The organism is Chryseobacterium sp. MP_3.2 (genome assembly GCF_035984805.1).
Taxonomy (GTDB): Bacteria; Bacteroidota; Bacteroidia; order Flavobacteriales; family Weeksellaceae; genus Kaistella.
On the sequence record NZ_JAXCHW010000002.1, the window covers coordinates 245,525 to 270,746 of the forward strand.

Sequence of the window (25,222 nt, forward strand, 5' to 3'; positions counted from 1 at the left end):
TGACCAAAACTAAAAATTGCATAAGAAATGTTATGTTTTTTTATGTTATTTTAAGTTTTAAAAATTTGGAACACTTCGGCTATATTTACACCTGAATATTTAGAAGAAAATATTTATAAAACACAGATGATGAATAAAACTAAGCCGTTCTGCGGCTTAGTTTATTTTTAGAATTTTACCCTGCTCCGGATTGTAATTGTCCCAAATTTTCCACTCACCGTCACGCTTTTTTAGAATATAGAACTGTGTATTAACATGATTGATAACGTATTCTATTCTTTTCTCATCCATAAAAAGTAAATTCCAAAATTCCTGAGTCTTTATGACTTTAAGGTCCGGGTCATCACAAATCTTGTAGAGCTCGAAAATTTCATAATTGGATTTGTTATTTTCTGAAATAAAAATTAAATTTTTCATTCTCTTTTCCTCCATTGAACTTTTAATCCTTTCTTGAAGTGGAGAATCATGAAAAACAAAATCTGAAATTTTTTCAATGTTAACAGCAGGTAAATCACAAAAGGCCTCAAAATGAAATCTGCAACAATTGATTACCAAGTCCTTTTCGAAAAAATTTAGGTCTAAGGCATTTTTTGCGCCCGTGTTTTTACCTTGATTAATCCAGTCCTGAATGTAATTATTCAAGTCAAATTTGCCTAAGAAAATACATATTTTATCTAAGGTTTTAATAAATCTTAAATCATTGTGCGTTTTAATGTGGTACTCATCATTAAAAAAGCGCTGCAAAGTTACCGGCGAAATGGTGGAACCAAGATTGAGTTTCCGAACATCAGTTAAAACGGTGGAATTGGATAAATATTCAGAAATAATTTCTGACAGAATAACATATTGGCTTCTTTTCCAATCGAATACCTGACCTAAAATTGATAATTTAACATTTGGATGATTCCTGACGTCATTTTTTATTGCATTGTAAATATTCTCCAAATTTTTCGCTTTTTTTTATAATTTGTTTATTATGACAGATAAAAATAAAGTATTTTCTCTTAATTTTTTTATAAAATGTAAATATTTTTTCTTTCGATATTAAAATTGTCGTTATTTCTTGTTTTTATAGCTAAAAGTTTTCGCTTAAATTTTAATTTTTCAATCTAGATCTCATTTTTTTCTTGCAGCGGGAATAAGTTTCGGGAGTAATTTGAAGATAAGATGCAATGATTTTATCTGAAATTCTTTTCTCTAAATCTGAGTTTTCTAAGAGAAATTGTTCTACTTTCTCTTTGGGAGAAAGTGTGGTAAGAAATTCTAAACGGCTGATCTGAAAATTCTGATAGTCTTCTAATATTTTGGTGTACACATTTTTCGCATTAGGAGATTGGGAAATAAATTCCTGAAAGTTTTTTAGTGTGATAGAAAAAACGAGTCCATTTTCCAACGCTTGAATTATTGCTGGACTTGGAATTTTCTCCTGAAAACTTATTAAGATGGTGCAGAATTTACCTTCGGGAACAATTAATCTTGTGAACTCGCTTCCATTTTTGTTGAGATGAAAAGTGCGCAATAGTCCTTTTGCTACAAAGTAAAGTTTATTGCATTTTTCGCCACTGTTTAAAAGAATTTCATTTTTTTTGATTTCCTGTAATTCGAAATATTTCTGAACTGACTTATCTTCTTCCTTATGAAGATCATAATTTTTCTGAAGGCAAGTCATAAATTCTAATAGGGAAGAAATTTTCTGCATTTTTTTGTAATTAAAAATATTTTTAATTGTAGCCGTGATGGAAGCGACATCCTGTCATTGTGAGGAACGAAGTAATCTTTATGTTGGGATTGCTTCGTTTCTCGCAACGACAGATACAGCGAACAACGGGACGGGTTTTTAAAGATAGCGAAAATAGGTTTGCTCCAAAAATTTAAAATTCGATTTTTAAACCTGCTGTTAAATAGTTATTTTCATTCGCCTTAAAACTTCCGAGTTGTGGGAAAATTTTACGGAATTTTGATTTGTTGCTTCCTGCGGAAATATAAAAAGGAATTGAAGTGAGAGCGGAAACAGTTCCAAGTGTTATGAAACTTGCTCCCGCGAGTTGTTCGCCAGAAATAAAACCTCTTCCATTATCTGTACTTGCTGTGATGATGCCGGAAATTATTAAAACTCCGCCAGTGATCGTAAAAACATTTGCGGTTTTCTTTTGACGCAGAGATTTTTGAAGATAACGGTTTACTTCCTGATTTTTATTTTCTTCTTGGGAAAATAAATTTGCACCGAAAAGCATTGCTAAAAAGACAATCATTGTTTTCATTTTCAATATTTTCTATAAATTTCAAGTTTTTAATCTTTAAAATAAATGATTCAAATCAAGATTGAAAATTTTCCAAAAAAAATCCCGAATATTTTTCGGGATCAGTTTTCATTAAAGACACTTAAATCTTTCGAACGTTGCTTTTTCCAGCATTTCGCGATCATCTGGATGAGAAATAGCGATGAGGGCTTTTGCTCTTTGTTTTAAACTTTTTCCATATAAATTAGTGGCGCCAAATTCCGTCACCACCCAATGAATATGACCTCTTGTGGTGACAACTCCGGCTCCGGGTTTTAAAAATGGAACAATTCTGGGAACGCCTTTTTTTGTACGGGACGAAATGGCAATAATTGGTTTTCCACCTTCGGAAAGTGCTGCACCACGCATAAAATCCATTTGACCCCCAATTCCGCTGAACTGAAAAGTCCCAATAGAATCTGCACAAACCTGACCTGTTAAATCAATTTCGATGGCAGAATTGATAGCGACCATTTTCTTATTTTTCATAATATTGATGGGATAATTCACGTGTTCCACATCCATAAAAGAAAAGGCCGGATTGTCATCAATATAATCGTATAATTTTCGGGTTCCAAAGGCAAAACTGGTAATTGTGCGGTTGCTGTGAGTTCCTTTAAATTTATTATTGACGATGTCTTTCGCCACTAAATCTACAATTCCGTCGCTGATCATTTCTGTATGAACTCCTAAATCTTTGTGATTGTGCAGACATTGTAAAACTGCATCTGGAATGGTTCCAATTCCCATTTGGAGCGTGGAGCGATCGTCGATCAATTCTGCCACATTTTTTCCGATGATCATTTCGCAGTCCGTTACTTTTGCGCTATAATCGATGGTTAAAAGATCTTCTTCATGCCACACTACTTTATCAATTTTAGAAACGTGGATCATTCCATCGCCGTGAGTTCTGGGCATTCTTGGATTGACTTGCGCGATAATTATTTTCGCGTGGTCCACTGCACTTCTGGCTACATCTACGGAAGTTCCTAACGTACAATATCCATGTTGATCCGGTGGACTTACCGTAACCATCGCCACGTCTAAAGGAAGAATTTCACTTTTAAAAAGCAAGGGAATTTCACTTAAAAATACAGGAAGAAAATCACCGCGTTCAGAATTCACCGCTTCGCGAACTGGGGTAGAAACGAATAAAGAGTTGATGTAAAAACTGTCTTTGTATTGAGGTTTTGCGACTTCTACATTTCCCTGTTGTGTGATGGAAACAAATTCTACATTTTGTAATCTGGAAGCTTGTTTTGCCAATTCATCGATTAATAAATTGGGTGTACACGCACTACCATGTGAAAAAATTCGGTCACCACTTTTTATTAAGGAAACTGCTTCTTCGGCGCTTACATATTGACTCATATTTAGATAATTTTAATAGGATTTGTTTTAATTTTAACCAAATTTAAGGCTTTAATTCTAGAATAAAAATGAGCAAAATCACCTAAAATATTTTTTTACTTTAAAGTAGTTTTACCAAAAAAGCCTGATTAATTATATCCAGGCTTTTTTCAATAAGTTTTTCGAATTTTATTCCTGTGATCGATCTTCTAAATGATTATCCATGGTGTCTAACCAGGAAGTTTTGTAGGTGTCATCTTCCACTTTCATGGCTTCTTCTGTGAGTTGAAAAGGTCGGAATGGATCAATCATGACGGCGTATTCTTCTGTAAATTTTTTGCCGATGCTTCTTTCCATCGCGCCGGGATGAGGTCCATGCACAATTCCACCTGGATGAAGCGTGAAGTCCATTAAATCGATATGATTACGGCTCATAAAATCACCTTCTGTGTAGAATAAAACCTCATCTGAATCGATGTTGGAGTGATTATAGGGAGCTGGAATTGCTTGCGGATGGTAATCATACATTCTTGCCACAAAAGAGCAAATTACAAAATTATGCGCCTCAAAAGTTTGATGAACTGGAGGCGGTTGGTGAATTCTTCCTGTAATCGGTTCGAAATTTTTAATATTGAATTTGAAAGGATAAAAATAACCGTCCCACCCAACCACATCAAAAGGATGCGTGGCGTAAACAAAATCCCAGATCTGATTTTCTTTTTTTACTTTAATGGTGAAATCGCCTTTTTCATCCTTAGGTTCTTTGTATGTCGGCATGATGATATCTCGCTCGCAAAAAGGAGAATGTTCTAATAACTGCCCGAACTCATTTCGGTATCTTTTGGGTGTGTAAATCGGGGAGTGGCTTTCTACAATTAAGAAAACATTATTTTCTGAGTGAACTTCTAACTGATAAATGGTTCCGCGCGGAATAATTAAATAATCACCCACCACAAAATCTAAATCGCCCACAAAGGTTTTTAATGTTCCCGTGCCTTCATGCACGAAAAGCATTTCATCGCATTCTGCGTTTTTGTAAAAATAATCCGTAGATTTTCGAGGTTTTGCGAGACCCATTTTTAAATCATTATTGACCATCAAGATTTTCCGGCTTTCCAGAAAATCATCTTCAGCAGTCACTTTCATGCCCTTAAACATTCGCGGTGTCACATTCTTATCCACGGCGATTTTCGGCGTAACATCTTTTGGTTCGCTGATAGATTTTATCTGCGTTGGTCTGTGAATATGATAGAGGAGGGAAGAAATTCCATGAAAACCTTCCGTCCCGAAAAGTTGCTCATAGTAGAATTCATCTTTTTCAGATTTGAAAACGGTATGTCTTTTTTGCGGGATTTTTCCGGATTGATGATATCTCATTACTTTACTTTTTATGGAAGTAAAAATAACGAAATTTTAAGACATTGGAATAAATCTCTGGGAATCTTGCTTTTGAAGAAAATAAAGCGAACTTTCTTTATTGAAAATTGAGCAAAGGGTCATAAAAATCCTCTTCCATAATTCCAAACTGTTGATTGAAGAACTGAATTCCTTGCAAATCCAGAGCTAATTTTTGATCTAAAGTTTGTAAGGCAATTTCGCCCATTTCCGTGGACACTGACAACGTATTGTTTTTTACCGAGAAATCTGTGGGAGAATAGGGAAGTTTTCGAAAATAGTTTTGAACGTGGTCCAAAAGATTTTCAAATTTTTCGGGGTAAACCAAAACGCCACCACCTGTGATGTTTTTCGCAATTTCACCCACATTATCCTCAACAATTTCTGAAGTTAAAAGAACAATATTCGGTTTGAACTGAGTGGCAATTTCTACGGAATTACTTTCGAGAAAAATAAAATCTTCCCCAGAATTTTTGTTGGAACCATTTTCTAAAAGATAGTCAAAATTCTTTTGGTAAAATTCTAAAGTGTGGAAGATGCAACGCGCAACTTCGGCATTATTGCTTGCTATTAAAACACGTGTCTTAACCTGGTAAGTAGGAAACAGAACTGAAAAATCGATCATTATTATTTTAAGGTAGATTGCTTCACATTGGTTTGAATGATGCTTTCATAAACAGATGCCACATTATTCCATCGTTCTTGATCACGCTCCAAAATTTGAGATGCATTGGATTTACTGGCAGAATTATCACCTTTTTTAACCACAATACTTGTAGAAACATTGTCGTATAATTTCTTATAATCCTCTTGAATCATTCTAAAATTATTTTCAGCTAATGTTACTTCAATATTTTTTAATGTTTCAGGAGAGATTTTAAAGGTTTTATTTATTTTTTCACCACGGCCTTCGAAACTGTAGGTCGCGCTATTCCCACGGATCCATAAGTTTTCATAAATCGGGTCTAAGCCGCCACTTCGGGCAAAACTATAATCAAAGTTTGAATATTTTTTCTGCGTGTTACAGCTTGCTAATAGGAGCACAAGTAAAACGTAAATAAGGTTCTTCATGCTTAGTGTATTTTTCTGTCAATTTTAATTTGCGGATTCTGCTTTTTGGGCTTTCAACTCTTTTTCATATTCATGTAAAACGTTAAAATCTTCGGTTTGTTCTATGGCAAACATGATTTTATTAAGAATTTGCTGTGCATCATCGGTATCATAATCAATGTCCAATGGTTTTTTAAATTCCATTGTTGGTTTCACTCCAGTAACCTTTACACGCAATCCTTTTTTATCAAAAGCTCTGCGGAAACCATTAATTTTTATAGGAATTACAATGGGTCTTTGGTTTTTAACAAGTCTTGCAGTTCCTTTTCTTCCCTGTGCAAAAGCAGAAGTAGTTCCCTGTGGAAAAGTAATGAGCCAACCGTTGTCCAAAGCTTTCATAATATTGTCAACTTCTTTTAAATCCACCATTCTATTCACATCTTGTCCTTCAGCTCGCCAAGTTCTTTTCACGGTAACGGCTCCCGCTAAAGCGAAAATTTTCGTCATAAAACCAGCTTTCATGGTTTCTTCTGCAGCTACATAGTAGAAATCTACTTTCGGATTCAATAAATAGATTGGATTCTTAATGGAATTAAGATACCCATTATTCACCGCACAAAAAGCGTGATACATTGCGGCTACATCTGCGAAGTAAGTTTGATGATTAGAAACGAAAAGGACATTGGAGTCGGGGAGATCCACCAAATTTTCTGTACCTGTAATTTTTAATTTATTGAAGCCATTGAATCTTCTGTAGGAAATCATTCCGAGGGTGAAAATAATCAACCGTTTCAGGAAATATAAATTACCGAATGCATCGGTAAAAATGTTTTTCTTCGCCATTATCTAATTAACATAATCCGCGAATTTACAAATTTTTCAGCAAGTGGCTAAATTCACTTAAAATCATGGAAGTTGCGCCCCAAATCAGGTAATTATTAAAGTCAATTACGGGAACTTCACGGCCTCTGGAACTTGGTAAAACGCGGAGTTCGGGTTCTGTAGAAATCTCGAGCAAAGTAGAAATGGGAAACTCAATTAATTCCACGGCTTCTCTTTCCTGTAGAAAAAATTCTGGATTTTTCCCCGTGTAAGAAACAAAGGCACGCACGTAAAAGTTGCTTGGTGGAATATACATGGGAGACATTTCTCGGATTATTCGCATGTAGTACGGATCAATTCCCATTTCTTCGGAAGTTTCCCGTTTTGCGGTAGCTTGAAAGTCGATGTCGCTTGTTTCCTTTTTTCCGCCAGGAAGAGATATTTGTCCGCTATGACGGTCTCTATCATTGGTGCTGCGAACAATTAAGGGGAAATACCACTCGTTATTTTTTAAATAAAGTAAAATATTAACGGCAGCAAATTTTGGATTTTGGGCTAAAATTTCTTCGTACGTTAAAAGGGTGCGATAGGGCGGGGAATAAATTTCATGAGCCGCTTCGCCCTGAAGTTTTGCCTGCTGTATTTTAGTGACTAGATCTCTGCCGAAAGTTTTCATTAAGCAAATTTAAGGTTTTGGACTTTGAAAAAGTTTTAAAGGAAAGTTAAAATTTGGTTAATCTAAGGGACATTGAATCAAAAAAAACTCCCGAATCAATCAGGAGTTTGTGTTTGTTAAAGTTGTATAACTTAATTAGAGTAGCTCATTAATTCTACTTTATCAGAATTAATCAGTTTGTATTCCAGATACTTGTAAGAATCGCGTGGAATGATGGTGACCCATTTTTTATACTTCAGAAACCATTTCACTTGAATGCTCATCAAACCTTTCGTAAGGTAAGCTTCAACAAAAGGGTGAGCGTGAAGGAAAATTTTCCCCTTTTCTTTCTGAATGATATTCCGGATTACTTCTTCCATTCTTTCTACCACCACGATGGGTGCTAGAATTTCTCCATCGATATTTGGATTCTCTTCTTTGGTCTCAATTTGATTTTCGGGCCGCGTTCTTTGTCGCGTAATTTGGATGAGCCCGAATTTACTCGGTGGTAAAATTTTATGTCGTGCTTTGTCACGACTCATTTCCTCTTTCAGATGTTCGTACAAATCTCTACGGTGATCCGCATTCGTCATGTCAATAAAATCGATGACAATAATTCCACCCATATCCCGCAATCTTAACTGACGCGCAATTTCTGTTGCTGCCATTTTATTTACGTGAAGCGCGTGTTCATTTTTTGCCGCAATACCGGAAGAAATATTATTCCCGGAGTTCACATCAATTACGTGAAGTGCTTCTGTATGTTCAATTACCAAATAAGCACCTTTGGAACTCGGAATGTTAACATGTTTCCCGAAGCTTTGTTTGAGTTGTTTTTCAACGTTATAATACTCCAAAAGTGGAGTAGGTTTGTCAAAAAACTGTACAATATTTTTTCGTTCGGGTGCAATTACTTCCAGATAGTTTCGCATATCATCCACCATTTGCTCATCATCACAAATAATAGAAACGAAATCTGCATTAAAATTGTCCCGCAAGATGGAAGATGCTTTATCTTCTTCACTCAAAACTTTGCTTGGAACTTTGTTTTTCTGAATATTTTTGAAGGTTGTTTCCCATTTCTGAACCAGTAGGTTCATGTCATTATGCAGTTCTGCAACTTTTTTTCCTTCCGCTACAGTCCGAATAATCACACCAAAACCTTCTGGTTTGATGCTTTCTATAAGGGTGCGTAAACGTTCGCGCTCTTCGGCGTTCAGAATTTTTTTGGAAATAGAAACACTTTTATCAAAAGGGATAAGGACAAGAAATCTTCCGGTTAAAGATATTTGCGTTGAGATTCTTGGACCTTTGGTGGAAATCGGTTCCTTGGTGATCTGTAGAATTACACTTTCATCTTTTGCCAGCACTTTTTCAATGGTTCCGTGCTTATCAATTTCCTTTTGAATTTCAAAGTTTTTCAAAGAGGTTGTTTCTTGTTTTTTAGAAACAGTATCCTTCAGAAATTTTTTGTACGTGAGGAATTGTGGACCCAGATCCTGATAATGCAAAAATGCATCTTTCTCATAACCAATGCTTACAAACGCAGCATTAAGATTGGGTGCCAATTTTTTTACTTTACCGATAAATAAATCACCTACTACAAAATCACTTTTGTCCTCCTGTTCATGGAGTTCCAAAAGACGACCATCTTCCAGTAGGGCAATTTTGGATTGCTCACCTTCGTGTGATATTATCAGTTCTTTCTTCATTGTTTTAATAGGGAATTAAAAAATTTGCGTGCTTTAAATTGAATTATTTCGATATCTAAAGATTAGCTTTTTTTAATATAAATTATTTTGTTTTAGACGCTTACTTCTGGTGAAGTAAGGTTTTTTTATATTTCCGATTTATTGGGTATAAACAAGAATATAGCTGGTGAAATTTAATAAATATAAATACACCAACTATATTGTTATATTGTAAATCGCGAAATGATTATTTTTTCTTGTGTCTGTTCGCTCTTCTTCTTTTCTTTCTTTTGTGGGTCGCAACCTTGTGTCTCTTTCTTTTCTTTCCGCTTGGCATAATTTAAATTTTTTGTGTGTAAACGTATATTTCTTTGAATTAATTATTTTACTGCTACTTTGGTTTTTACTTTCTCTACGAAAGTTTTAGAAGGTTTGAAAGCCGGGATATTGTGCGCCGGAATTTCTATTGCAATATTTTTTGAGATATTTCTACCTGTCTTTGCTGCTCTTGTTTTGATGATAAATGAACCGAATCCTCTTAAATAAACATTATCTCCATTATACATTGAAGTTCTGATTTCCTGCATGAATGCCTCTACAACTTTCTGAGTTTCATTCTTTTCAGTACCCAATTTATTTGATATGGTATTCACCAATTCTGCCTTTGTCATTTCCTTTTTTTATTTATATTTTTGGTGTGCAAATATAATAACATTTTTTGAAAACTAAAAATCAAAATGCTGATTTTCTTCACGTTGGTGAAAAACTCTTGGCTTGGTACAAAATACATGGCAGAGATTTGCCCTTTCGAAATACAAATGACCCTTACAAAATTTGGATCTGCGAAATAATCTTTCAGCAAACCCGAATTGAACAAGGTTTAAATCATTACAAGAATTTCATCCAGCGTTTTCCTACTGTTCAGGATTTGGCAAAAGCAGAAACCGATGAAGTTCTGCTCTATTGGAAAGGACTTGGGTATTATTCCCGTGCTCTTAATCTTCATAAAGCTTCTCTGCAGATTATCAATGATTTCAAAGGTAAATTCCCAAAGGATTATGAAGATATTTTAAGTTTAAAAGGAGTGGGGAAGTACACTGCCGCTGCGATTTCCAGTATTTGTTTTGGAAAGAAAATTCCGGCCGTCGATGGTAATTTTTACCGCGTTCTTTCTCGTGTTTTTGCTGATGATTTTGACGTTTCTCATTCCAAAGCCTTCCAATATTTCACTGAACTTGCTTTATTGATGATGCCCGAAAACGAAGCAGGTCACTTTAATGAAGCCATGATGGATTTAGGATCCGGAATCTGTAAACCAAAAAATCCCGAGTGTATAAATTGTCCTTTATCTGCAGATTGTCTCGCTTTTAATATTGGAAAAGTCCAAAGCTTTCCTGTAAAATCCAAAAAAGTTAAACCCACGGATTTGGAATTGACCTATTATTTTGTCGGATTTAAGGATCAATTTTTAATTCGCCAAAGAGATACCGACTTCATTTGGAAAAAATTGTACGAATTTCCGAACTCCATTCCTAATGAATTTCAAGAAAGCATCGTCACTCAAAAAACAATCGCGCACAAATTGACGCACAAGAATGTTTCAATTCACATATATAAGGTGATTCTTGAAAAGGAAAAGACCTTTAAAAAGTTTGCAAAAGAAAATGGATACTTAATCTCTAATAAAAAGGAAGCGCATCATAAATCGTTTCCGAAACCTTTAGAGAACTATTTGGCAAACTTAGACGCAGAACTATTTTAAATGAGTATTATAGCGCAAGTTTATTTTCCTCCTTTCCAATCTAAAAGTAATTCGTATTTTTGCGCAATGCTTAAAAAAATCATGTTCGCTTTCTTAGGATTTCTGGTGATCTCTTGTGCGCAAGAGACGCTTCCGAAACCTTCCGGGGAACTACGATTAGAATATCCAGAGGCAAAATATGTAGACTTTTCTTCTCCCTGTAATTTCGGTTTTCAGTATTCCAGTTTTGCAAAGATTGAAAATGCGAAGAATCCTTGTTGGTACTACATTGATTATCCAGAAATGAAGGCGAAAGTTTTTCTCACCTACTTTCCCATCAAAAATGATTTTGACCTTCATGTAAAAGAATCAGAAAAGATGGTTTATGAACACACCATCAAGGCAAGTGCGATTGAAACTAAATCATTCAGCTTTCCCGAAAAAAATGTGTTTGGGAATTTTTATGAATTAACAGGTCCGACTGCCTCAAATCTGCAGTTTTTTGTTACAGATTCTACCAAACATTATGTCACCGCAAACCTTTATTTCAATACAAGACCGAAACCAGATTCTTTGGCGCCGGCAATAGATTATATTAAAAAAGACTTGATGCACTTGGTAGAGACATTTCAGTGGAAATAGTTTGTTGCAAGGCAACACAATTAGATTAGAGAAAATTTTAAGAATAAATAAAAAAATAAATAGATGAAGCTTTTAGTTGTCGGTTCAGTTGCATTTGATGCTATAGAAACTCCTTTTGGGAAAACAGATAAAATTTTGGGTGGTGCTGCAACTTATATTAGTATTGCGGCTTCCATTTTAAATGTGGAATCTGGAATAGTTTCCGTGGTAGGAAATGATTTTTTACAATCAGATTTAGATATGCTTTCCGGTAGAGGTGTGAATATAGAAGGTATAGAAGTAGTAAAAGACGGCAAAACCTTTTTCTGGAGTGGGAAATACCATAATGATTTAAATTCCCGCGATACTTTAGTGACAGAAGTAAACGTTTTAGAAAACTTCGACCCAAAAATTCCAGATTCTATGCAAGATGCAGAGATTTTAGTTTTGGGTAATCTTCATCCCGGTGTTCAACTTTCTGTTTTAGAAAAAATGAAAAACCGCCCGAAACTGGTTATTCTTGATACCATGAATTTCTGGATGGACTCTGCGATGGATATATTAGTGCAAATGATTGCGAAAACTGATGTGATTTCTATTAATGATGAAGAAGCCAGACAACTTTCTAGAGAATATTCTTTGGTTAAAGCTGCGAAAAAAATCCATGAAATGGGTCCTAAATTCGTTATCATTAAAAAAGGAGAACACGGAGCATTGTTGTTCCACGAAGATAAAATATTCGCTATTCCTGCACTTCCATTAGAAGAAGTTTATGATCCAACTGGTGCTGGAGATACCTTCGCGGGTGGATTCGCTTCTTACTTAGCCAAAAAAGAAGATTTCAGTTTCGAAACCATGAAATCCGCTTTAATTGTAGGTTCTGCAATGGCTTCTTTTACCGTAGAAAAATTCGGGACCGAAAAATTACAAGAGGTTACAGAAACTGAAATGATTGAGAGAATTAAAAGCTTTAAAGATTTAACCACTTTTGAGGTAAATGTTTAACTTATAGTTGTTTTTTACATCTTATCAATTCACTTTAGAACAGAAATTTCTACCTTAAATAGAATAAAAAGACATGAATAAAATAATTGCAATCCTCTTTGGGGCATTTCTTACCAGTGGTTTATCTGCGCAAAATATGATAGTAGGAAAGGATACTATTTCCCTCTCTACCTTTAAAAAAGAATATGATTACGGCCTGAAAAATAATGGTATCGCCCGAACCATAGAGTCTACGCAAGATTTTTTATTGCTTCAGCAGTTTGCTGCGCAGCAGAAAATAGATACTACGGCTGATTTTCGGGAGAAATTATATACCAAAGAAAGTGAATTGCGAACGCAGTTTTTTTATCCAAAAAATATCACTGATGAAGTTTTAAATGCTTACATCAAAGACAATCAGACGGAGAAATTGGTGCAAATCTTTATGGTTCCGAAAACCAAAGAAGACACCAATAACTACACCCAAATTTTTAATGAGGTGAAGTCTGGTAAAATGACGATGGATGAAGCCATTACTAAATTTACCAAAGGCGCCAATCCGAAAGCCGTTTTTATAAAAGCGGGAAGTATTGATAATGATTTGTATTCGGAGGTGAAAGTTTTGGGAAACAATAGCTATACGAAACTTTATGACACGCCAGGATATATTGCTTTTGCGAAAGTTTTGAACTCCAGACCAAGTTTAGGATATACTATCTTCGGCACTGTTTCTTATCCGAAAAACGAGGCTGCAGCAGCCATGAAAGCTAAAATTTATGGAGATTTAAAAGCAGGAAAAACATTTTCTGAAGTAGCGAAATTGTACGGCTCAAATGACCACGAAAAACAAAACGGAGGCGTGGTGATGGGTTCACCTACACTTCCAGATGAAGTTTATGAGTCTTTTAAAGGTAAGAAAGCGGGTTATTATACGCCTGAACCTATTTTGTATGGAGAAAATTATTTTGTTTTTAATTTAATCAGTTCAGAACCTTATGCTATAACACAGAAGAATAGAGAATTTTACCTTCGGGATTTGACGAGTTCTTTATATGGAGAAAATCTGCAAGATAAAATGATTGCGTATTTGAAATCTGATCCAACTTACAAGGAATTTCCAGATTTGCAAAAGGCGAAAAAATCCTATCAAGATTTAATGACGCTTACTGATGCTTCTGTTTTGTACCAATACAAAAAACACAAAACGACGGCTGGAGATATTAAAATACTAATCGGTGATAAAAAAAGCGAGGCTGAAAAATTATCACCTTCACAATGGAATGAAGCCTTTACTGGATTTAATTCCCAAGATTTAATGTCTTTTTACAGTAAAGATTTTACGGAGCAAAAAGAAATTAAAAAGGAATTAAATGATTTTAAAAGAGTCTTGTACTCAGATTACGTTTTTTCTAAATACCTTAATGAGCAGATTTCTAAAAACCCCCAATGGTTGACAGAATCTTACAATAAAAATAAATCCAAGTACATGTGGGAGAATAGAGCAGAAGGCAGAGTTGCCATTATTGCGGATCCCAAATTGACAAAAGAAATTGAAAAAGAAATGAAAGATCCCAAAAAATGGGAAGCTTTAAAAAGCAAGTATTACGGAAAGTTGAATGAGAAAAAGCAAATTCTTGTTCATTTTGAAAAAGGAGAAATGTCTGAAGATGCAGATGTTTTCACCAAGTACAAGGTGCCATTTAAAACCGGCGTTCATCAAACAAAAATGGAAGCTAGAGATTTAGTAATCGCCATTGAGAAAATTCTTCCACCGACTCAAATGACGCAAGAAGAATCTGCAGACCTACTAAAAGATGCCGTGACAGAAGAAAAGTTGAAAGAAATTATTGCGCAGCAAAAAAGCAAAACCAGTATTGTGATTCAGCCTGGATTTATGCAGGATTTGGTAAAGAATTTTAAGAAATAATTATAATAATAAATGCAGATTATCTAGATTAGAATGATAATTTTGCAAATCCATAAAAAACAGAAATGAACAAAAACATAAAATTCGCACTCTTACTTACTTTTATGATTGGGCTATTTGGTGCCAATCTAAGTGCGCAGGTAAAAAAAGGAGACTTGGTAGATGGAATCGCAGTGGTAGTTGGAGATGAAATTATTTTGGAATCTGATATTGCTGATCAGGCTAACTTCGCGAAACAGCAAGGAGCAGAATCCTCAGAAAAATGCGAGTTTGTAGAAAGCATCATCAGCAACAAGCTTTTGATTTATGAAGCAAAAAGAGATACCTTGATTGAAAATAGATCTGCAGCCATTAAAGAAACGGCGAATCAAAAATACAATCAGATTAAGGGTCAGTTTCCAGATGAAAAAACGATGTTGACCACCTATAAATTCCGAACTTCTTATGAAATGAAAAATGCCATTGAGAAGATTGACACAGATAATTACTATGGTCAAATGAAATACGGTCGTATTACGGAGAAAGCAGATGTTACGCCAAGTGAAGTCACAGATTTTTTCAATTTGTACAAATTACAATTGCCAGAGGTGAAAGATGAGGTTACCCTTTCACACATTACCATGTATCCCAAATTAACAGACACGCATAAAGAAGAAATTAAAGCCAGACTGCTGAAAATTAAGCAAGATATTCAAGGTGGCGAATCATTTGAAAGCCAAGCCAGAATTTACTCTGAAGATCCGGGATCAGCGGCTAAAGGCGGTCTCTATGAAAATATTTCGAAAGGAAAAATGGTAAAGCCTTTTGAAGCGGCAGCACTTAATTTACTAGAAGGCGAAATTTCTGATCCAGTAGAATCCGAATTTGGATACCACATCATTCAATTGGTTAAAAAAAGTGGAAAGCAATATGATGCCCGACACATTCTTTTAAAAGCCGAACCCAATGAAGCGGAAATCGCAAGCGGTAAAAAAGAACTAGACAGCATCCGAACTTTAATTGCAGCCGGAACAATGACCTTCAAGGAAGCCGCTTTTAGATATTCTGATGACAAAAAATCCAAGTTTAATGCAGGAGTGATTACTTCTGATGATGGATCAGATAAATTAGAAAAATTAAATTTGCCTCCTACAATTTCTTATCAGATTGCAGGTTTAAACAAAGGTGATATTACTGATATCTTTTTGGATACCTCAGATCCAGAGAGAAAAAAAGTAACCATCGTGCGAGTAGATGATGTCAGTGCAGCACACCAATTAGATATCAGCACAGATTATGACAGAATCAAGCAATTGGCACTGAACAAAAAGAAAAATGAAATGGTAGAAAAATGGGTAAAAGAAAAATTGCCAAATGTATTTATCTCTATCAATGACCGCTACAAAGACTGTACTTTTAAAACTGATTGGCGAAAAGTAGCTGCCAAATAAAAATATTAAATCTCTGCGTTTTGCAGAGATTTTTTTTTGTAATCATTCGGACCAAAGGGACGATATCATTAAATCAAAAGTCCTTTTTTAGGAGCATCTAGAGTTTTGCTTTTCAGAAAAGAACCACCTGCTCTCCGTTACAATTCCTCAATCGGCGCTCGCTTCGCTCGCGCCTCTTTCCGGGATTTTCACTGCGATCAGGGCTAAAAGTTCTTGTAGTTTCCCTTAAATTTTAATCCGTCACTTTGTATCCCAAAAGTTGAGCGGTGAAAAAATTGAGCATCACTTCCACTTCATCATATGTATTATCATTCTCCTTAATATCAGTCAGTTTGGGTAAATGCTTGGCGAAATAAATATGATCATTAGACATTTCAAATAAACTGCTTGCAAGGGCATAAGGATATTTAAATGTAGGATTTATTTCCAGTATAACTTCCGCAACCATGGTAATGAGCTGTTTGTAGTTTTTAAAAAAACCTTTTCCATTTTCCTGGTCAACTTCCTTAGTTTTATAGGCTTTCGTTCCTTCCGTGATGACAACTTTATGCAGCTTGTTTTCATCAATATATTGCGTATTCAAATCATCTATAGAGGCGGAAACAAAAGACTTAATAATGATTTTTAGTTTCTTTTTTGGATCATCAATATTTTTTGTATTAAACTGAATAAGATAAGCAACCCAGACCCAGTACCAAGAAACCAAATAGGTTAGCAATGATTTTTTATTTTCAAAATAACGATAAATCGAAGCTTCTGTGGATCCGATTTCCTGTGCTAATTTTTTAAAATTGAAAGCTTCGAAACCCAGTTCATCGATTAGTAAAATCCCGTGTTGAATAATTTTTCTGCCTAAAACAGAATCTTGCGGATCTTTTAAATAAATCCCCGCATTCAGAGATATTTTAATTTCTAGAGACATATGACGCGTATTAATCGTCAAAGCTAAAAAATAATAAATGAAAGATAACCTTTTTATTTGAATACTTTACTTGTATATATGATAGTAATACTATTAATTAGAAAATATTTTATATATTTGTCACATCATTTGAAAACAAATCTAAAAATTATTGATTTTGTATAAAAAGTCCTCTTTAATATTAATTATAAGTATGCTGTTTGTAATCAGTGTTCAGGCTCAAAGCGTTTTTCAAGTCGGTATATTGCCTTCTGCTGTCTTAACTGATAAAAAGGAGAATGATTGGTCAGTTATTTATGAGATAGACTCGCGACAATTATTAAGTAAAGGAACTTTTAATGGTTTCACTGAAAATAAGTATGAATACTTTTTGACAGATTTTTCTGTGCTCGGTGCTAAGAAAATCAGTCCCAAGTCTCGGTTAGCTGGCGGTTACCTGTTAAGAATTGAACAAGACAAAATTTTTCACCGATTTATTCAGCAATATACGTATACGCATCAGTTGGATTCTTTGGCATTAAGTCATCGTTTTTCTAGCGATCAAACTTTTTCCCCTGCAGAAAAACCGGAATTTCGCCTGAGATATCGTCTGGCGACCGAAATTCCATTGGCAGGTAAAACCGTTGATGCCGATGAGTTGTATTTCAAAATCAGCAACGAATATTTAAACAGTTGGCAGGATTCCGAGTATGATTTGGAAATGCGGCTCGTTCCTTTGCTCGGTTTTAATTTTAGAAACGATAAAAAAGTCGAAATGGGAATGGATTATAGACTAGACTCTTTCTTGCAAAATAATACCAGACATAGTTTTTGGATGAATGTGAATTTATTAATAGAACTTTAAAATATAGAACCCTCATGATACTTTCTTTCTTACTAATTGTAGTCGGCTTTTTCGGTTTAATTTTTGGCGCGAATTGGCTTGTAGACGGCGCCTCATCTTTGGCTAAAAAATACAATATTCCAGATTTAATTATTGGTTTAACCATTGTAGCGTTCGGAACTTCCGCCCCAGAATTGGTCGTGAATTCAGTGGCTTCTGCAGATGGACTTTCCGATATTGTCTTGGCCAATGTCATCGGAAGTAACAATTTTAATCTATTTATCATTCTTGGAATCGCGGGTTTAATTTATCCTATTTCCGTACAGTCCTCTATGGTCCGAAAAGAAATTCCCATTTCTCTCTTGGTCGTTCTGCTCTTGTTGTTTCTTGCCAACAATTTCTATCTCGGTGGTGTATTGGAAATATCCAGATGGGATGGAATATTCCTTTTGTTATGTTTTGCGGGCTTTCTCTTCTACTTATTTAAAAATATGAAGGCAGAACATCCGGAAGAAATAACCCATACGGAAAAATCCAGTCTTAAAATATGGACTTTAATTGCGCTCGGTTTAACTGGATTAATTATCGGTGGAAAATTGGTGGTTGATAACAGTATCGGAATCGCGACTGATTTGGGTATCAGTCAAAAAATTATTGGCTTGACGATTATTGCGGCGGGAACTTCCTTACCAGAATTACTGACTTCCGTTGTGGCTGCCTTAAAAAAGAACAGCGATATTGCGATTGGAAATGTGATCGGTTCCAACATTTTCAATATTTTATTGGTTCTCTCCGTAAGTTCCTTAATCAGTCCTATTCAATTCAGTCCGCTTTTTAATCAGGATTTTTTAATTTTTATGGGCGGAACTGCTTTTCTGATGCTTGCTATGTTTACGGGTAGAAGGAAAATGCTGGATCGATGGGAAGCTTTGCTATTGATTGGTTTTTATTTATCTTACACCATCTATTTGGTTTCGAAGGAAATCTAATTAACCTCAAAAATTATGGACCAATTAACGGAATTAGAAGTAGCACTTCTAGAACGCTTATTTCTAAAATATTCAAACCTAAAAACACATCTTCCCTTTCTTAAAGTTAAAGAAAGAAGCACCACAAAAGTTGGAATGCAAGTCGATTTTGAATATACAAATTTAGAAAACGAGTTAGAATTCGAAGAATTAAATGCGCTTTTCAGTGGCGGAGAAAACATTCAGGTGAAAGGTTTAAAGCAAGGACTGGGTTATGTCATAGACATTACCGCCGGTCAGATAGTTTTCCTGGAATTCTCTACCTATGGCGAAAATTGGAATGGTCAGTTTGGGGATTACAAAATTATTTCAGAGGAAAATTGATGATTATTTCTTTATAATTTCCCCGTCTTTTATTGTAATTTTTTAGAAAACATTTCGGAAGTCTTTATTTATGAGAATTTCTCCTGAAAACTTCCCTCACTTCTAAGATTTTTTTAAATTTACGGGATGAGCAACTTTATCCATTTCGGGATTGCAGAAAAAATGTACACCGAAAACCAAAATAGAATCACCAGACTTTTTGATATTAAATATCCCATCATTCAAGGTGGAATGATTTGGCATTCTGGGTGGCGTTTGGCTTCAGCTGTTTCCAATAACGGCGGTTTAGGTCTCATCGGGGCCGGAAGTATGTATCCAGATATTCTGCGTGAAAATATTCAGAAATGCAAAGCGGCGACCTACAAACCTTTCGGCGTGAATGTTCCCATGCTCTATCCCAATTTAGATGAAGTTATTCAGATTATTCTAGAAGAAGGGGTCAAAATTATTTTCACTTCAGCCGGAAATCCGAAAACCTACACGGAAACACTAAAGAAAGAAGGTTTAAAAGTCGCTCACGTTGTTTCCTCCACCAAATTTGCCATCAAATGTGAAGATGCAGGAGTAGATGCCATCGTTGCCGAAGGTTTCGAAGCTGGCGGACATAATGGACGAGATGAAACGACCACCTTTTGTTTAATTCCAAACGTACGCAAACATATCTCCAAACCTCTTATTGCCGCGGGGGGAATTGCGCTTGGTTCCCAAATGAAAGCAGCCATGGTTTTGGGTGCAGATGGAGTACAGCTCGGTTCCCGTTTTGCCGCGACCAAAGAAGCAAGTTCGCACGAGAATTGGAAACAAAAAATTATCTCTCTTAATGAAGGTGATACGCATTTAACCTTGAAAGAATTAGCGCCTGTTCGCTTGGTGAAAAATAAATTCTTTCATGATTTAGAAAACTTGTATGAAACGGGCAGAAATGCCGAAGCTTTAAAAGAAACCCTCGGAAGAGCACGTGCAAAACGCGGAATGTTCGAAGGCGATTTAGAAGAAGGTGAACTAGAAATTGGCCAAGTTTCCGCTTTGTTGGACGGGATCATTTCGGTGGAAGAAGTTTTTACCAATTTATTAAGGGAGTATCGCGCAACTAATGTTCCTGATTTATAGTCGTTTGGTCTTTCTTTTCGACTGTCACTTTTAACCAATAGAAAATCATCTTATCAAAGTTGCAAATCAAAACCATGAGTGTTTCGCAACTTCAGAAAAACAATCATCTTCTCCTTCGTGCAGGTTTCGGTCCACAGCTTTCCCAATTTAAAAATTTAGAAAAGCTTAATTCGGAAGAATTGAGAAGTAAGTTTTTGCAAGAGTACGCTTTTAAACCCTTGGAGTTTAAGGATAATTCTTCATCATTTGATTATCAAAATATTCAAAAGATGGATTCTGTTACCAAAAAATTGGCGCAACAGAAAAACAGAAAGCAAAACTTAGAACTTAATCATTCTTTCTTAAATCAAATGGTTTTTTCCGAAGATCAACTTCGGGAGAAAATGGCTTTTTTCTGGCACGGACATTTTGCAACACGCGTCGCCAATTCTCAATTCAATCTGCAATTACTCAATACCCTTCGCGAAAAATCCCTCGGTAATTTCGGTGATTTGCTCATGGCAGTTTCTCAATCTCCCGCGATGCTTCAGTTTTTAAGCAATCAGCAAAATCGAAAAAATCATCCCAATGAAAATTTTGCAAGAGAAGTCATGGAATTATTTACGCTCGGACGTGGAAATTACACGGAAAAAGATGTACAAGAAGCAGCCAGAGCTTTTACAGGATGGGCTTTTTTACCCAACGGAACTTTCTTTGAACGACCAAAAGTCCATGATTTCGGGACTAAAACTTTTTTAGGTAAAACAGGAAATTTTAATGGCGAAGATGTTTTAAAAATAATTTTAGAGCAAAAAACGACCGCAAAATTTATCGCCACTAAGATTTATAAATTCTTCGTTAATGAAAAGGTAAACACTGAAATCATTGAAGATTTGAGTACAAAATTCTACGCTTCTAATTTCAATATTAGAATGCTGATGGAAAATATTTTTTCTTCTACTTGGTTTTATAATGAAGAAAACATCGGCACGAAAATAAAATCGCCTATTGAATTGATTGCAGGAATGCGTAGAATTTTACCGATGGAAATTCAAAAGCCCGAAACGCTCATCACTTACCAAAAGCTCTTGGGACAAATGCTTCTGTATCCTCCAAATGTTGCAGGTTGGCCCGCTGGAAAATCTTGGATAGACAGTTCTACTTTAATGGTTCGTTTGCAAATGCCCCAGATTTGGTCGGGATTAAGGCCGCTGAATGCAGAGCCAAAATCCGATGATGATGTGGAGATGGGAATGAAATCCGCACAGCAATCTGTAAAATCTGTCAAAAACGCCAATATTACGATTGATTGGGAGAAAGTGGACAACGTTTTTCAGTCCCTCGACATGGAAAAATATCTGCTGCAAAAGACTTCTCCTACTTTGAGAAAATCGATTATGCAGCATTCCGATGCTTCCACGAAATCGCAGATGATTAATCTGATGTCTACGCCTGAATTTCAGATGATGTAATTATTCAACACTTCAAAATCAATTTCCAACCTTAAATTTAATGTGATGCTTATTAAAAGACGCGACTTTCTCAAAATATCTTCCCTCGCCACGGCATCTTTGATGATGCCCAATTTTTTACAAGCCATGGCAATTCCAGAGGCGGTGGATAAAGACAACAGGATTCTGATCATTCTTCAGTTAAGTGGTGGAAATGATGGCCTAAACACCATTATTCCCACAAGAAATGATATTTATTTCCGGGAGCGACAAACCATCGCCATTAAAGATTCTTTAAAACTCACAGATGAGGCAGGAATTAATTCCAATTTAAGTTATTTCAAAGAACTTTTTGATCAGGGAGAAATGGCGGTTTTAAACAATGTTGGCTATCCGAATCCTGATAAATCCCATTTTCGCAGTATGGATATTTGGCAGTCTGCAAGTAAAAGTGAGGAGTTTTTAGAAACTGGCTGGGTTGGTAGATATTTGGATGAAGCTTGCTACAAGTGTGATCATCCAACTCAAGCTTTAGAAGTGGATGATATGTTGAGTTTGGCGATGAAAGGAAAGGAGCAGAAAGCATTTGCCTTTAAAGATCCCAAAAGATTGTTTCAAACTTCGCAGGAAAAATATTTCAAAACGCTTGTAGATGCGCATCATCATGAAGATGAAACGGTAGATTATTTATACCAAACCATGGGATCTACGCTGAATAATGCAGGTTATATTTTCGAAAAAAGTAAGGCAAAAGCCAGCACCGTTATTTATCCGAATTCGCAATTAGGAAAAGATTTTAAGAATATCGCCTCCCTCATTAATTCGGATATTAATACGAAAGTTTACTATTTATCAGTGGGAAGTTTTGATACGCACGTTAATCAAAATCAAAAACAAGCACAACTTTTTACAGAAATTAATGACGCGGTGAAAGCGTTCGTGCAAGATTTGAAAGGCTCTGGAAGATTTCGGGATACTTTATTGATGACCTTCTCCGAATTTGGTCGTCGTGTCGCGCAAAATGGAAGCAAAGGAACCGATCACGGAACGGCGAATCAGATGTTCTTTGTGTCCGGTGGTTTGAAGAAAAAAGGAATTTTGAACGCGTTACCCGATTTAGAAAAACTGAATGAGGGCGATTTAATCTTTACAGAAGATTTTCGAAAAGTATATGCCACGGTATTGAAAAGTTGGCTCGGTGCAGATTCAAATAAAATTCTCGGGTGGAAAAATGGGATTTACGATTTCGTCTAAACAAAAAAACCTCACCGTAGAGTGAGGTTTTGTTTTGTGATTATCTCGTACGAGTAGGAGTGCTCTGTTTTCTATTTTGAAATTTTTTCATAAAATAACCTAAAGCCAACGGTGCTACCCAAATAAGCAGTCTTCTAAATATTGTTCCCATAATTTTATTTTTATTTGAATATTGCTTTGCAACAATTTTGCCAAATATATTGAGGAGGAAATTACCAGCAAGGAAATTGAATTCTACCGGCTGCTTTACAACTTTTTCCTCTTTCAAATTGCCCAATCTCATTTGACGGGCGGTACTTCATGGCCCTTTTCGATCTGACGTGCAACTCAGTTCAAGTTGGTCGACAGATTTTCTTAAAATCATCTAGAAGTTTTCTGGAGGAATAAGCTGCTGCCTTTATTTATTTTCCGCTCTAATGCTTTCTACAAGCTTTGCGAATTTTTCTATTTTGGGAAAATTAACCTTGTCCTCAAAACCATTTACGAGAGAATCTGCATCTGTAGCGGTGCGCACAATGAGTTTTTGATCTACGCCATCAAAAGCTAGTTTGCTCTCCCCATCTTTTACCTTTTTAAAATCTGAAATTTGGAAGGCATCGACAAGTTTTCGCCACTTTTCCGGACTATTTTTATATTTATTTTCAACCGTTTCATTGTCGTTCATGGTGGTAAAAGAGGAATGAAGAATACTGTCTTTTGTAATAACCATTTTTTCTACATAACCTCTTTGGCCTCCATAGGTAGACCATTCCACGCGCGTTAATTTTTCATTTTCATTATCAGTTGTTGTGGCGGAATTTACTGTGTTTTGACAATTCTGGAGCAGAAGCGCCGATCCAGCGAGGATCAAATAATTTTTTATGACCATGTTATTTTATTTAAATGTGAATGGGAAATAGAGCATTAAAAATCCTGCCAAGAATATTCTTGAATTTCTACCCTATTGATATCAGTTAATTCTAAAAATTAGTTGAATTGCAAATTGATTTCAATAGCTATGGGAGAAAGTGTGAAGCAATGAATGTAAGTGGAGTTGAAAAATTATTTTTGTCTCAAAGCTTCCCTTTCAAAAGAAATTCCGTTCCACCCAAACTCTATAAAATTCCGAATATTTTGATGGTCATTTCCTTCAATATTTTTTAGAACATCTTCTCTATAAAACGCGCCAAACAAAGCCAAAGTGTCGCGCTTCGATAAATCATTCAACTTCGCAAAACTGAAAATTTTACAAGAACCATCATTCTGATTGGCTTCATTTACCGTATTTCCGTTGGTGAATTTTGTGGGGGTGAAATCGTAATGTTCATCAATGAAAGCGAGGACTTTTGTAAAGTCAATGGTTTCTGGGGAAGTTTTGAGTTGGTTTACAAGCATATCAATTTTGGTTATTTTATTTTGCTGGAGGATGATGGATTAAAAGTAGGGAATTTCGTTGGAAACACTAATATAGGTTGGTATTTCTGGTAATTAGATTTAAGATGACGGAAAGTAGTTAAATTTGAAAATTTAACTATATTTGGGATTGAGTGGAATTTTTTTTTCCAATACCAATTTTAAGCAAGACAATAAATTTATATGGCAAGAATTCCAATCAGTATAGAAAAAATTATAATTAGAAATACTAATCAACACTTAAAAAGTGACGATACGATTACCGAAACTGTACAATATTTATTAAAACTCATTGAAAAGGGAACACAATGGGAGAAGACAATCACTTGCCATCGTGATGATCTTTTAAAATTTCGAAATGAAATTGACAAACTGCTTTCTACAACAACTACTTCCGAAATCCTAAATATATCAATCGACAAAGCTAAAATTGTAGATGAACATTACAGAACTGATCCATTATGTCAAAATTGTAGTTATAAGTTGAGCAGCAGATGTAAAGAGTGTTTATTTATTTTGCAAAGTCCTTTAGAAAGACAATTATTTCTATCGCTACTAAAGTCATATATAAAATTTGAAACACAATATCCATTGAATTGGCAAGGAGAAACGATCTCCATTGAAGGGAAAACGTTTGACGATAAATTTAATAATTTCAAAGAAGTGTTAACGGTTGTTGATTTTTTTATAGAAAAAAGGCAAGCGAAATTATGTGTTTATACTGATGGACACACTTATCACGAGAGAACTGAAGAGCAAGCAAAACGGGATCGCAATATCGACCGAAAACTACAGGAATTGGGTTTTACAGTTTTGCGATACACAGGAAAAGAGGTTAAAGAAAATCCTGAAAAAATAATTTCCGAAATAAAGCGATGGACTGTTTAAACTAAAATGTTCAGAGATTTATAAGCAATAACTTTAAGTAAATAACTAATCATTGGAAATTTTCATTTAAATAAATTTGGGAGTTTTCACAGAAACAAATTCTCTT

At 35.3% G+C, this 25,222-nt stretch carries 27 protein-coding genes; 12 read left to right on the forward strand and 15 right to left on the reverse strand.

Annotation, left to right across the window (positions count from 1 at the left end; all coding sequences use genetic code 11):
* Window positions 1-156: 156 nt before the first annotated feature.
* The 11 genes from RCH13_RS05325 to RCH13_RS05375 form a co-directional block, all read right to left on the reverse strand.
* Window positions 157-945: a hypothetical protein gene (locus RCH13_RS05325; RefSeq protein WP_326986197.1), complete on the reverse strand. Its 789-nt coding sequence runs from the start codon at window positions 943-945 to the stop codon at window positions 157-159.
* A gap of 151 nt (window positions 946-1,096) precedes the next feature.
* Complete coding sequence (locus RCH13_RS05330; protein ID WP_326986198.1) at window positions 1,097-1,699, reverse strand: Crp/Fnr family transcriptional regulator; 603 nt, start codon at window positions 1,697-1,699, stop codon at window positions 1,097-1,099.
* A 172-nt stretch (window positions 1,700-1,871) separates the two neighbouring features.
* Complete coding sequence (locus RCH13_RS05335; protein WP_326986199.1) at window positions 1,872-2,261, reverse strand: hypothetical protein; 390 nt, start codon at window positions 2,259-2,261, stop codon at window positions 1,872-1,874.
* A gap of 111 nt (window positions 2,262-2,372) precedes the next feature.
* Window positions 2,373-3,650 carry an acetyl-CoA hydrolase/transferase family protein gene (locus RCH13_RS05340; protein ID WP_326986200.1) on the reverse strand — a complete coding sequence of 426 codons (1,278 nt, stop codon included), beginning with the start codon at window positions 3,648-3,650 and terminating at the stop codon, window positions 2,373-2,375.
* A 168-nt stretch (window positions 3,651-3,818) separates the two neighbouring features.
* Window positions 3,819-5,006 (reverse strand): homogentisate 1,2-dioxygenase, encoded by a 1,188-nt coding sequence (locus tag RCH13_RS05345; protein WP_326986201.1) that lies wholly within the window; start codon window positions 5,004-5,006, stop codon window positions 3,819-3,821.
* Between the two features lie 97 nt (window positions 5,007-5,103).
* Complete coding sequence (locus tag RCH13_RS05350; protein WP_326986202.1) at window positions 5,104-5,649, reverse strand: hypothetical protein; 546 nt, start codon at window positions 5,647-5,649, stop codon at window positions 5,104-5,106.
* 2 nt (window positions 5,650-5,651) lie between these two features.
* Window positions 5,652-6,095 (reverse strand): hypothetical protein, encoded by a 444-nt coding sequence (locus RCH13_RS05355; protein ID WP_326986203.1) that lies wholly within the window; start codon window positions 6,093-6,095, stop codon window positions 5,652-5,654.
* 24 nt (window positions 6,096-6,119) lie between these two features.
* Window positions 6,120-6,917: a lysophospholipid acyltransferase family protein gene (locus tag RCH13_RS05360; protein ID WP_326986204.1), complete on the reverse strand. Its 798-nt coding sequence runs from the start codon at window positions 6,915-6,917 to the stop codon at window positions 6,120-6,122.
* 25 nt (window positions 6,918-6,942) lie between these two features.
* Window positions 6,943-7,572, reverse strand: coding sequence for an NUDIX hydrolase (locus RCH13_RS05365; protein WP_326986205.1), 630 nt, complete (start codon window positions 7,570-7,572; stop codon window positions 6,943-6,945).
* A gap of 131 nt (window positions 7,573-7,703) precedes the next feature.
* Window positions 7,704-9,263, reverse strand: coding sequence for a ribonuclease E/G (locus RCH13_RS05370; protein ID WP_326986206.1), 1,560 nt, complete (start codon window positions 9,261-9,263; stop codon window positions 7,704-7,706).
* A gap of 359 nt (window positions 9,264-9,622) precedes the next feature.
* Window positions 9,623-9,913 (reverse strand): HU family DNA-binding protein, encoded by a 291-nt coding sequence (locus RCH13_RS05375; protein ID WP_326986207.1) that lies wholly within the window; start codon window positions 9,911-9,913, stop codon window positions 9,623-9,625.
* A 47-nt stretch (window positions 9,914-9,960) separates the two neighbouring features.
* On the opposite strand from RCH13_RS05375, the gene mutY reads away from it, so the two are divergent.
* The 5 genes from mutY (at window position 9,961) to RCH13_RS05400 (ending at window position 15,945) form a co-directional block, all read left to right on the forward strand.
* Entirely contained in the window at window positions 9,961-11,004 is a 1,044-nt protein-coding gene (gene mutY / locus RCH13_RS05380) for an A/G-specific adenine glycosylase (RefSeq protein ID WP_326986208.1), read from the forward strand.
* A 66-nt stretch (window positions 11,005-11,070) separates the two neighbouring features.
* Window positions 11,071-11,625 (forward strand): gliding motility lipoprotein GldD, encoded by a 555-nt coding sequence (gene gldD / locus RCH13_RS05385; protein WP_326986209.1) that lies wholly within the window; start codon window positions 11,071-11,073, stop codon window positions 11,623-11,625.
* A gap of 63 nt (window positions 11,626-11,688) precedes the next feature.
* Window positions 11,689-12,609 carry a PfkB family carbohydrate kinase gene (locus tag RCH13_RS05390; RefSeq protein WP_326986210.1) on the forward strand — a complete coding sequence of 307 codons (921 nt, stop codon included), beginning with the start codon at window positions 11,689-11,691 and terminating at the stop codon, window positions 12,607-12,609.
* 73 nt (window positions 12,610-12,682) lie between these two features.
* Window positions 12,683-14,515, forward strand: coding sequence for a peptidylprolyl isomerase (locus tag RCH13_RS05395; RefSeq protein WP_326986211.1), 1,833 nt, complete (start codon window positions 12,683-12,685; stop codon window positions 14,513-14,515).
* 65 nt (window positions 14,516-14,580) lie between these two features.
* Window positions 14,581-15,945 carry a peptidylprolyl isomerase gene (locus tag RCH13_RS05400; protein WP_326986212.1) on the forward strand — a complete coding sequence of 455 codons (1,365 nt, stop codon included), beginning with the start codon at window positions 14,581-14,583 and terminating at the stop codon, window positions 15,943-15,945.
* A gap of 232 nt (window positions 15,946-16,177) precedes the next feature.
* Here RCH13_RS05400 and RCH13_RS05405 read toward each other — a convergent pair whose 3' ends face one another.
* Window positions 16,178-16,867, reverse strand: coding sequence for a TetR/AcrR family transcriptional regulator (locus RCH13_RS05405; protein ID WP_326986213.1), 690 nt, complete (start codon window positions 16,865-16,867; stop codon window positions 16,178-16,180).
* Window positions 16,868-17,060: 193 nt separating this feature from the next.
* On the opposite strand from RCH13_RS05405, the gene RCH13_RS05410 reads away from it, so the two are divergent.
* The 6 genes from RCH13_RS05410 (at window position 17,061) to RCH13_RS05435 (ending at window position 22,836) form a co-directional block, all read left to right on the forward strand.
* A complete protein-coding gene (locus RCH13_RS05410; RefSeq protein ID WP_326986214.1) occupies window positions 17,061-17,711 on the forward strand; it encodes a DUF2490 domain-containing protein in 651 nt (216 codons plus the stop codon).
* A 14-nt stretch (window positions 17,712-17,725) separates the two neighbouring features.
* A complete protein-coding gene (locus RCH13_RS05415; protein ID WP_326986215.1) occupies window positions 17,726-18,679 on the forward strand; it encodes a calcium/sodium antiporter in 954 nt (317 codons plus the stop codon).
* 15 nt (window positions 18,680-18,694) lie between these two features.
* Window positions 18,695-19,042, forward strand: a complete 348-nt coding sequence (locus tag RCH13_RS05420; RefSeq protein ID WP_326986216.1) for a hypothetical protein — start codon at window positions 18,695-18,697, stop codon at window positions 19,040-19,042.
* 126 nt (window positions 19,043-19,168) lie between these two features.
* Complete coding sequence (locus tag RCH13_RS05425) at window positions 19,169-20,152, forward strand: NAD(P)H-dependent flavin oxidoreductase (protein ID WP_326986217.1); 984 nt, start codon at window positions 19,169-19,171, stop codon at window positions 20,150-20,152.
* Window positions 20,153-20,226: 74 nt separating this feature from the next.
* Entirely contained in the window at window positions 20,227-21,603 is a 1,377-nt protein-coding gene (locus RCH13_RS05430; protein WP_326986218.1) for a DUF1800 domain-containing protein, read from the forward strand.
* A 45-nt stretch (window positions 21,604-21,648) separates the two neighbouring features.
* Window positions 21,649-22,836: a DUF1501 domain-containing protein gene (locus RCH13_RS05435; protein WP_326986219.1), complete on the forward strand. Its 1,188-nt coding sequence runs from the start codon at window positions 21,649-21,651 to the stop codon at window positions 22,834-22,836.
* 40 nt (window positions 22,837-22,876) lie between these two features.
* On the opposite strand, the gene RCH13_RS05440 is transcribed toward RCH13_RS05435, so the two are convergent.
* The 3 genes from RCH13_RS05440 to RCH13_RS05450 all read right to left on the reverse strand — a co-directional run bounded on the left by RCH13_RS05440 (window position 22,877) and on the right by RCH13_RS05450 (window position 24,210).
* A complete protein-coding gene (locus RCH13_RS05440; protein ID WP_326986220.1) occupies window positions 22,877-23,104 on the reverse strand; it encodes a hypothetical protein in 228 nt (75 codons plus the stop codon).
* A 129-nt stretch (window positions 23,105-23,233) separates the two neighbouring features.
* Entirely contained in the window at window positions 23,234-23,704 is a 471-nt protein-coding gene (locus RCH13_RS05445; RefSeq protein ID WP_326986221.1) for a hypothetical protein, read from the reverse strand.
* A 173-nt stretch (window positions 23,705-23,877) separates the two neighbouring features.
* A complete protein-coding gene (locus RCH13_RS05450; RefSeq protein WP_326986222.1) occupies window positions 23,878-24,210 on the reverse strand; it encodes a HopJ type III effector protein in 333 nt (110 codons plus the stop codon).
* Window positions 24,211-24,411: 201 nt separating this feature from the next.
* On the opposite strand from RCH13_RS05450, the gene RCH13_RS05455 reads away from it, so the two are divergent.
* On the forward strand, window positions 24,412-25,116 hold the full coding sequence (locus RCH13_RS05455) for an endonuclease domain-containing protein (RefSeq protein WP_326986223.1): 705 nt from the start codon (window positions 24,412-24,414) through the stop codon (window positions 25,114-25,116).
* The last annotated feature ends 106 nt before the right edge of the window (window positions 25,117-25,222 follow it).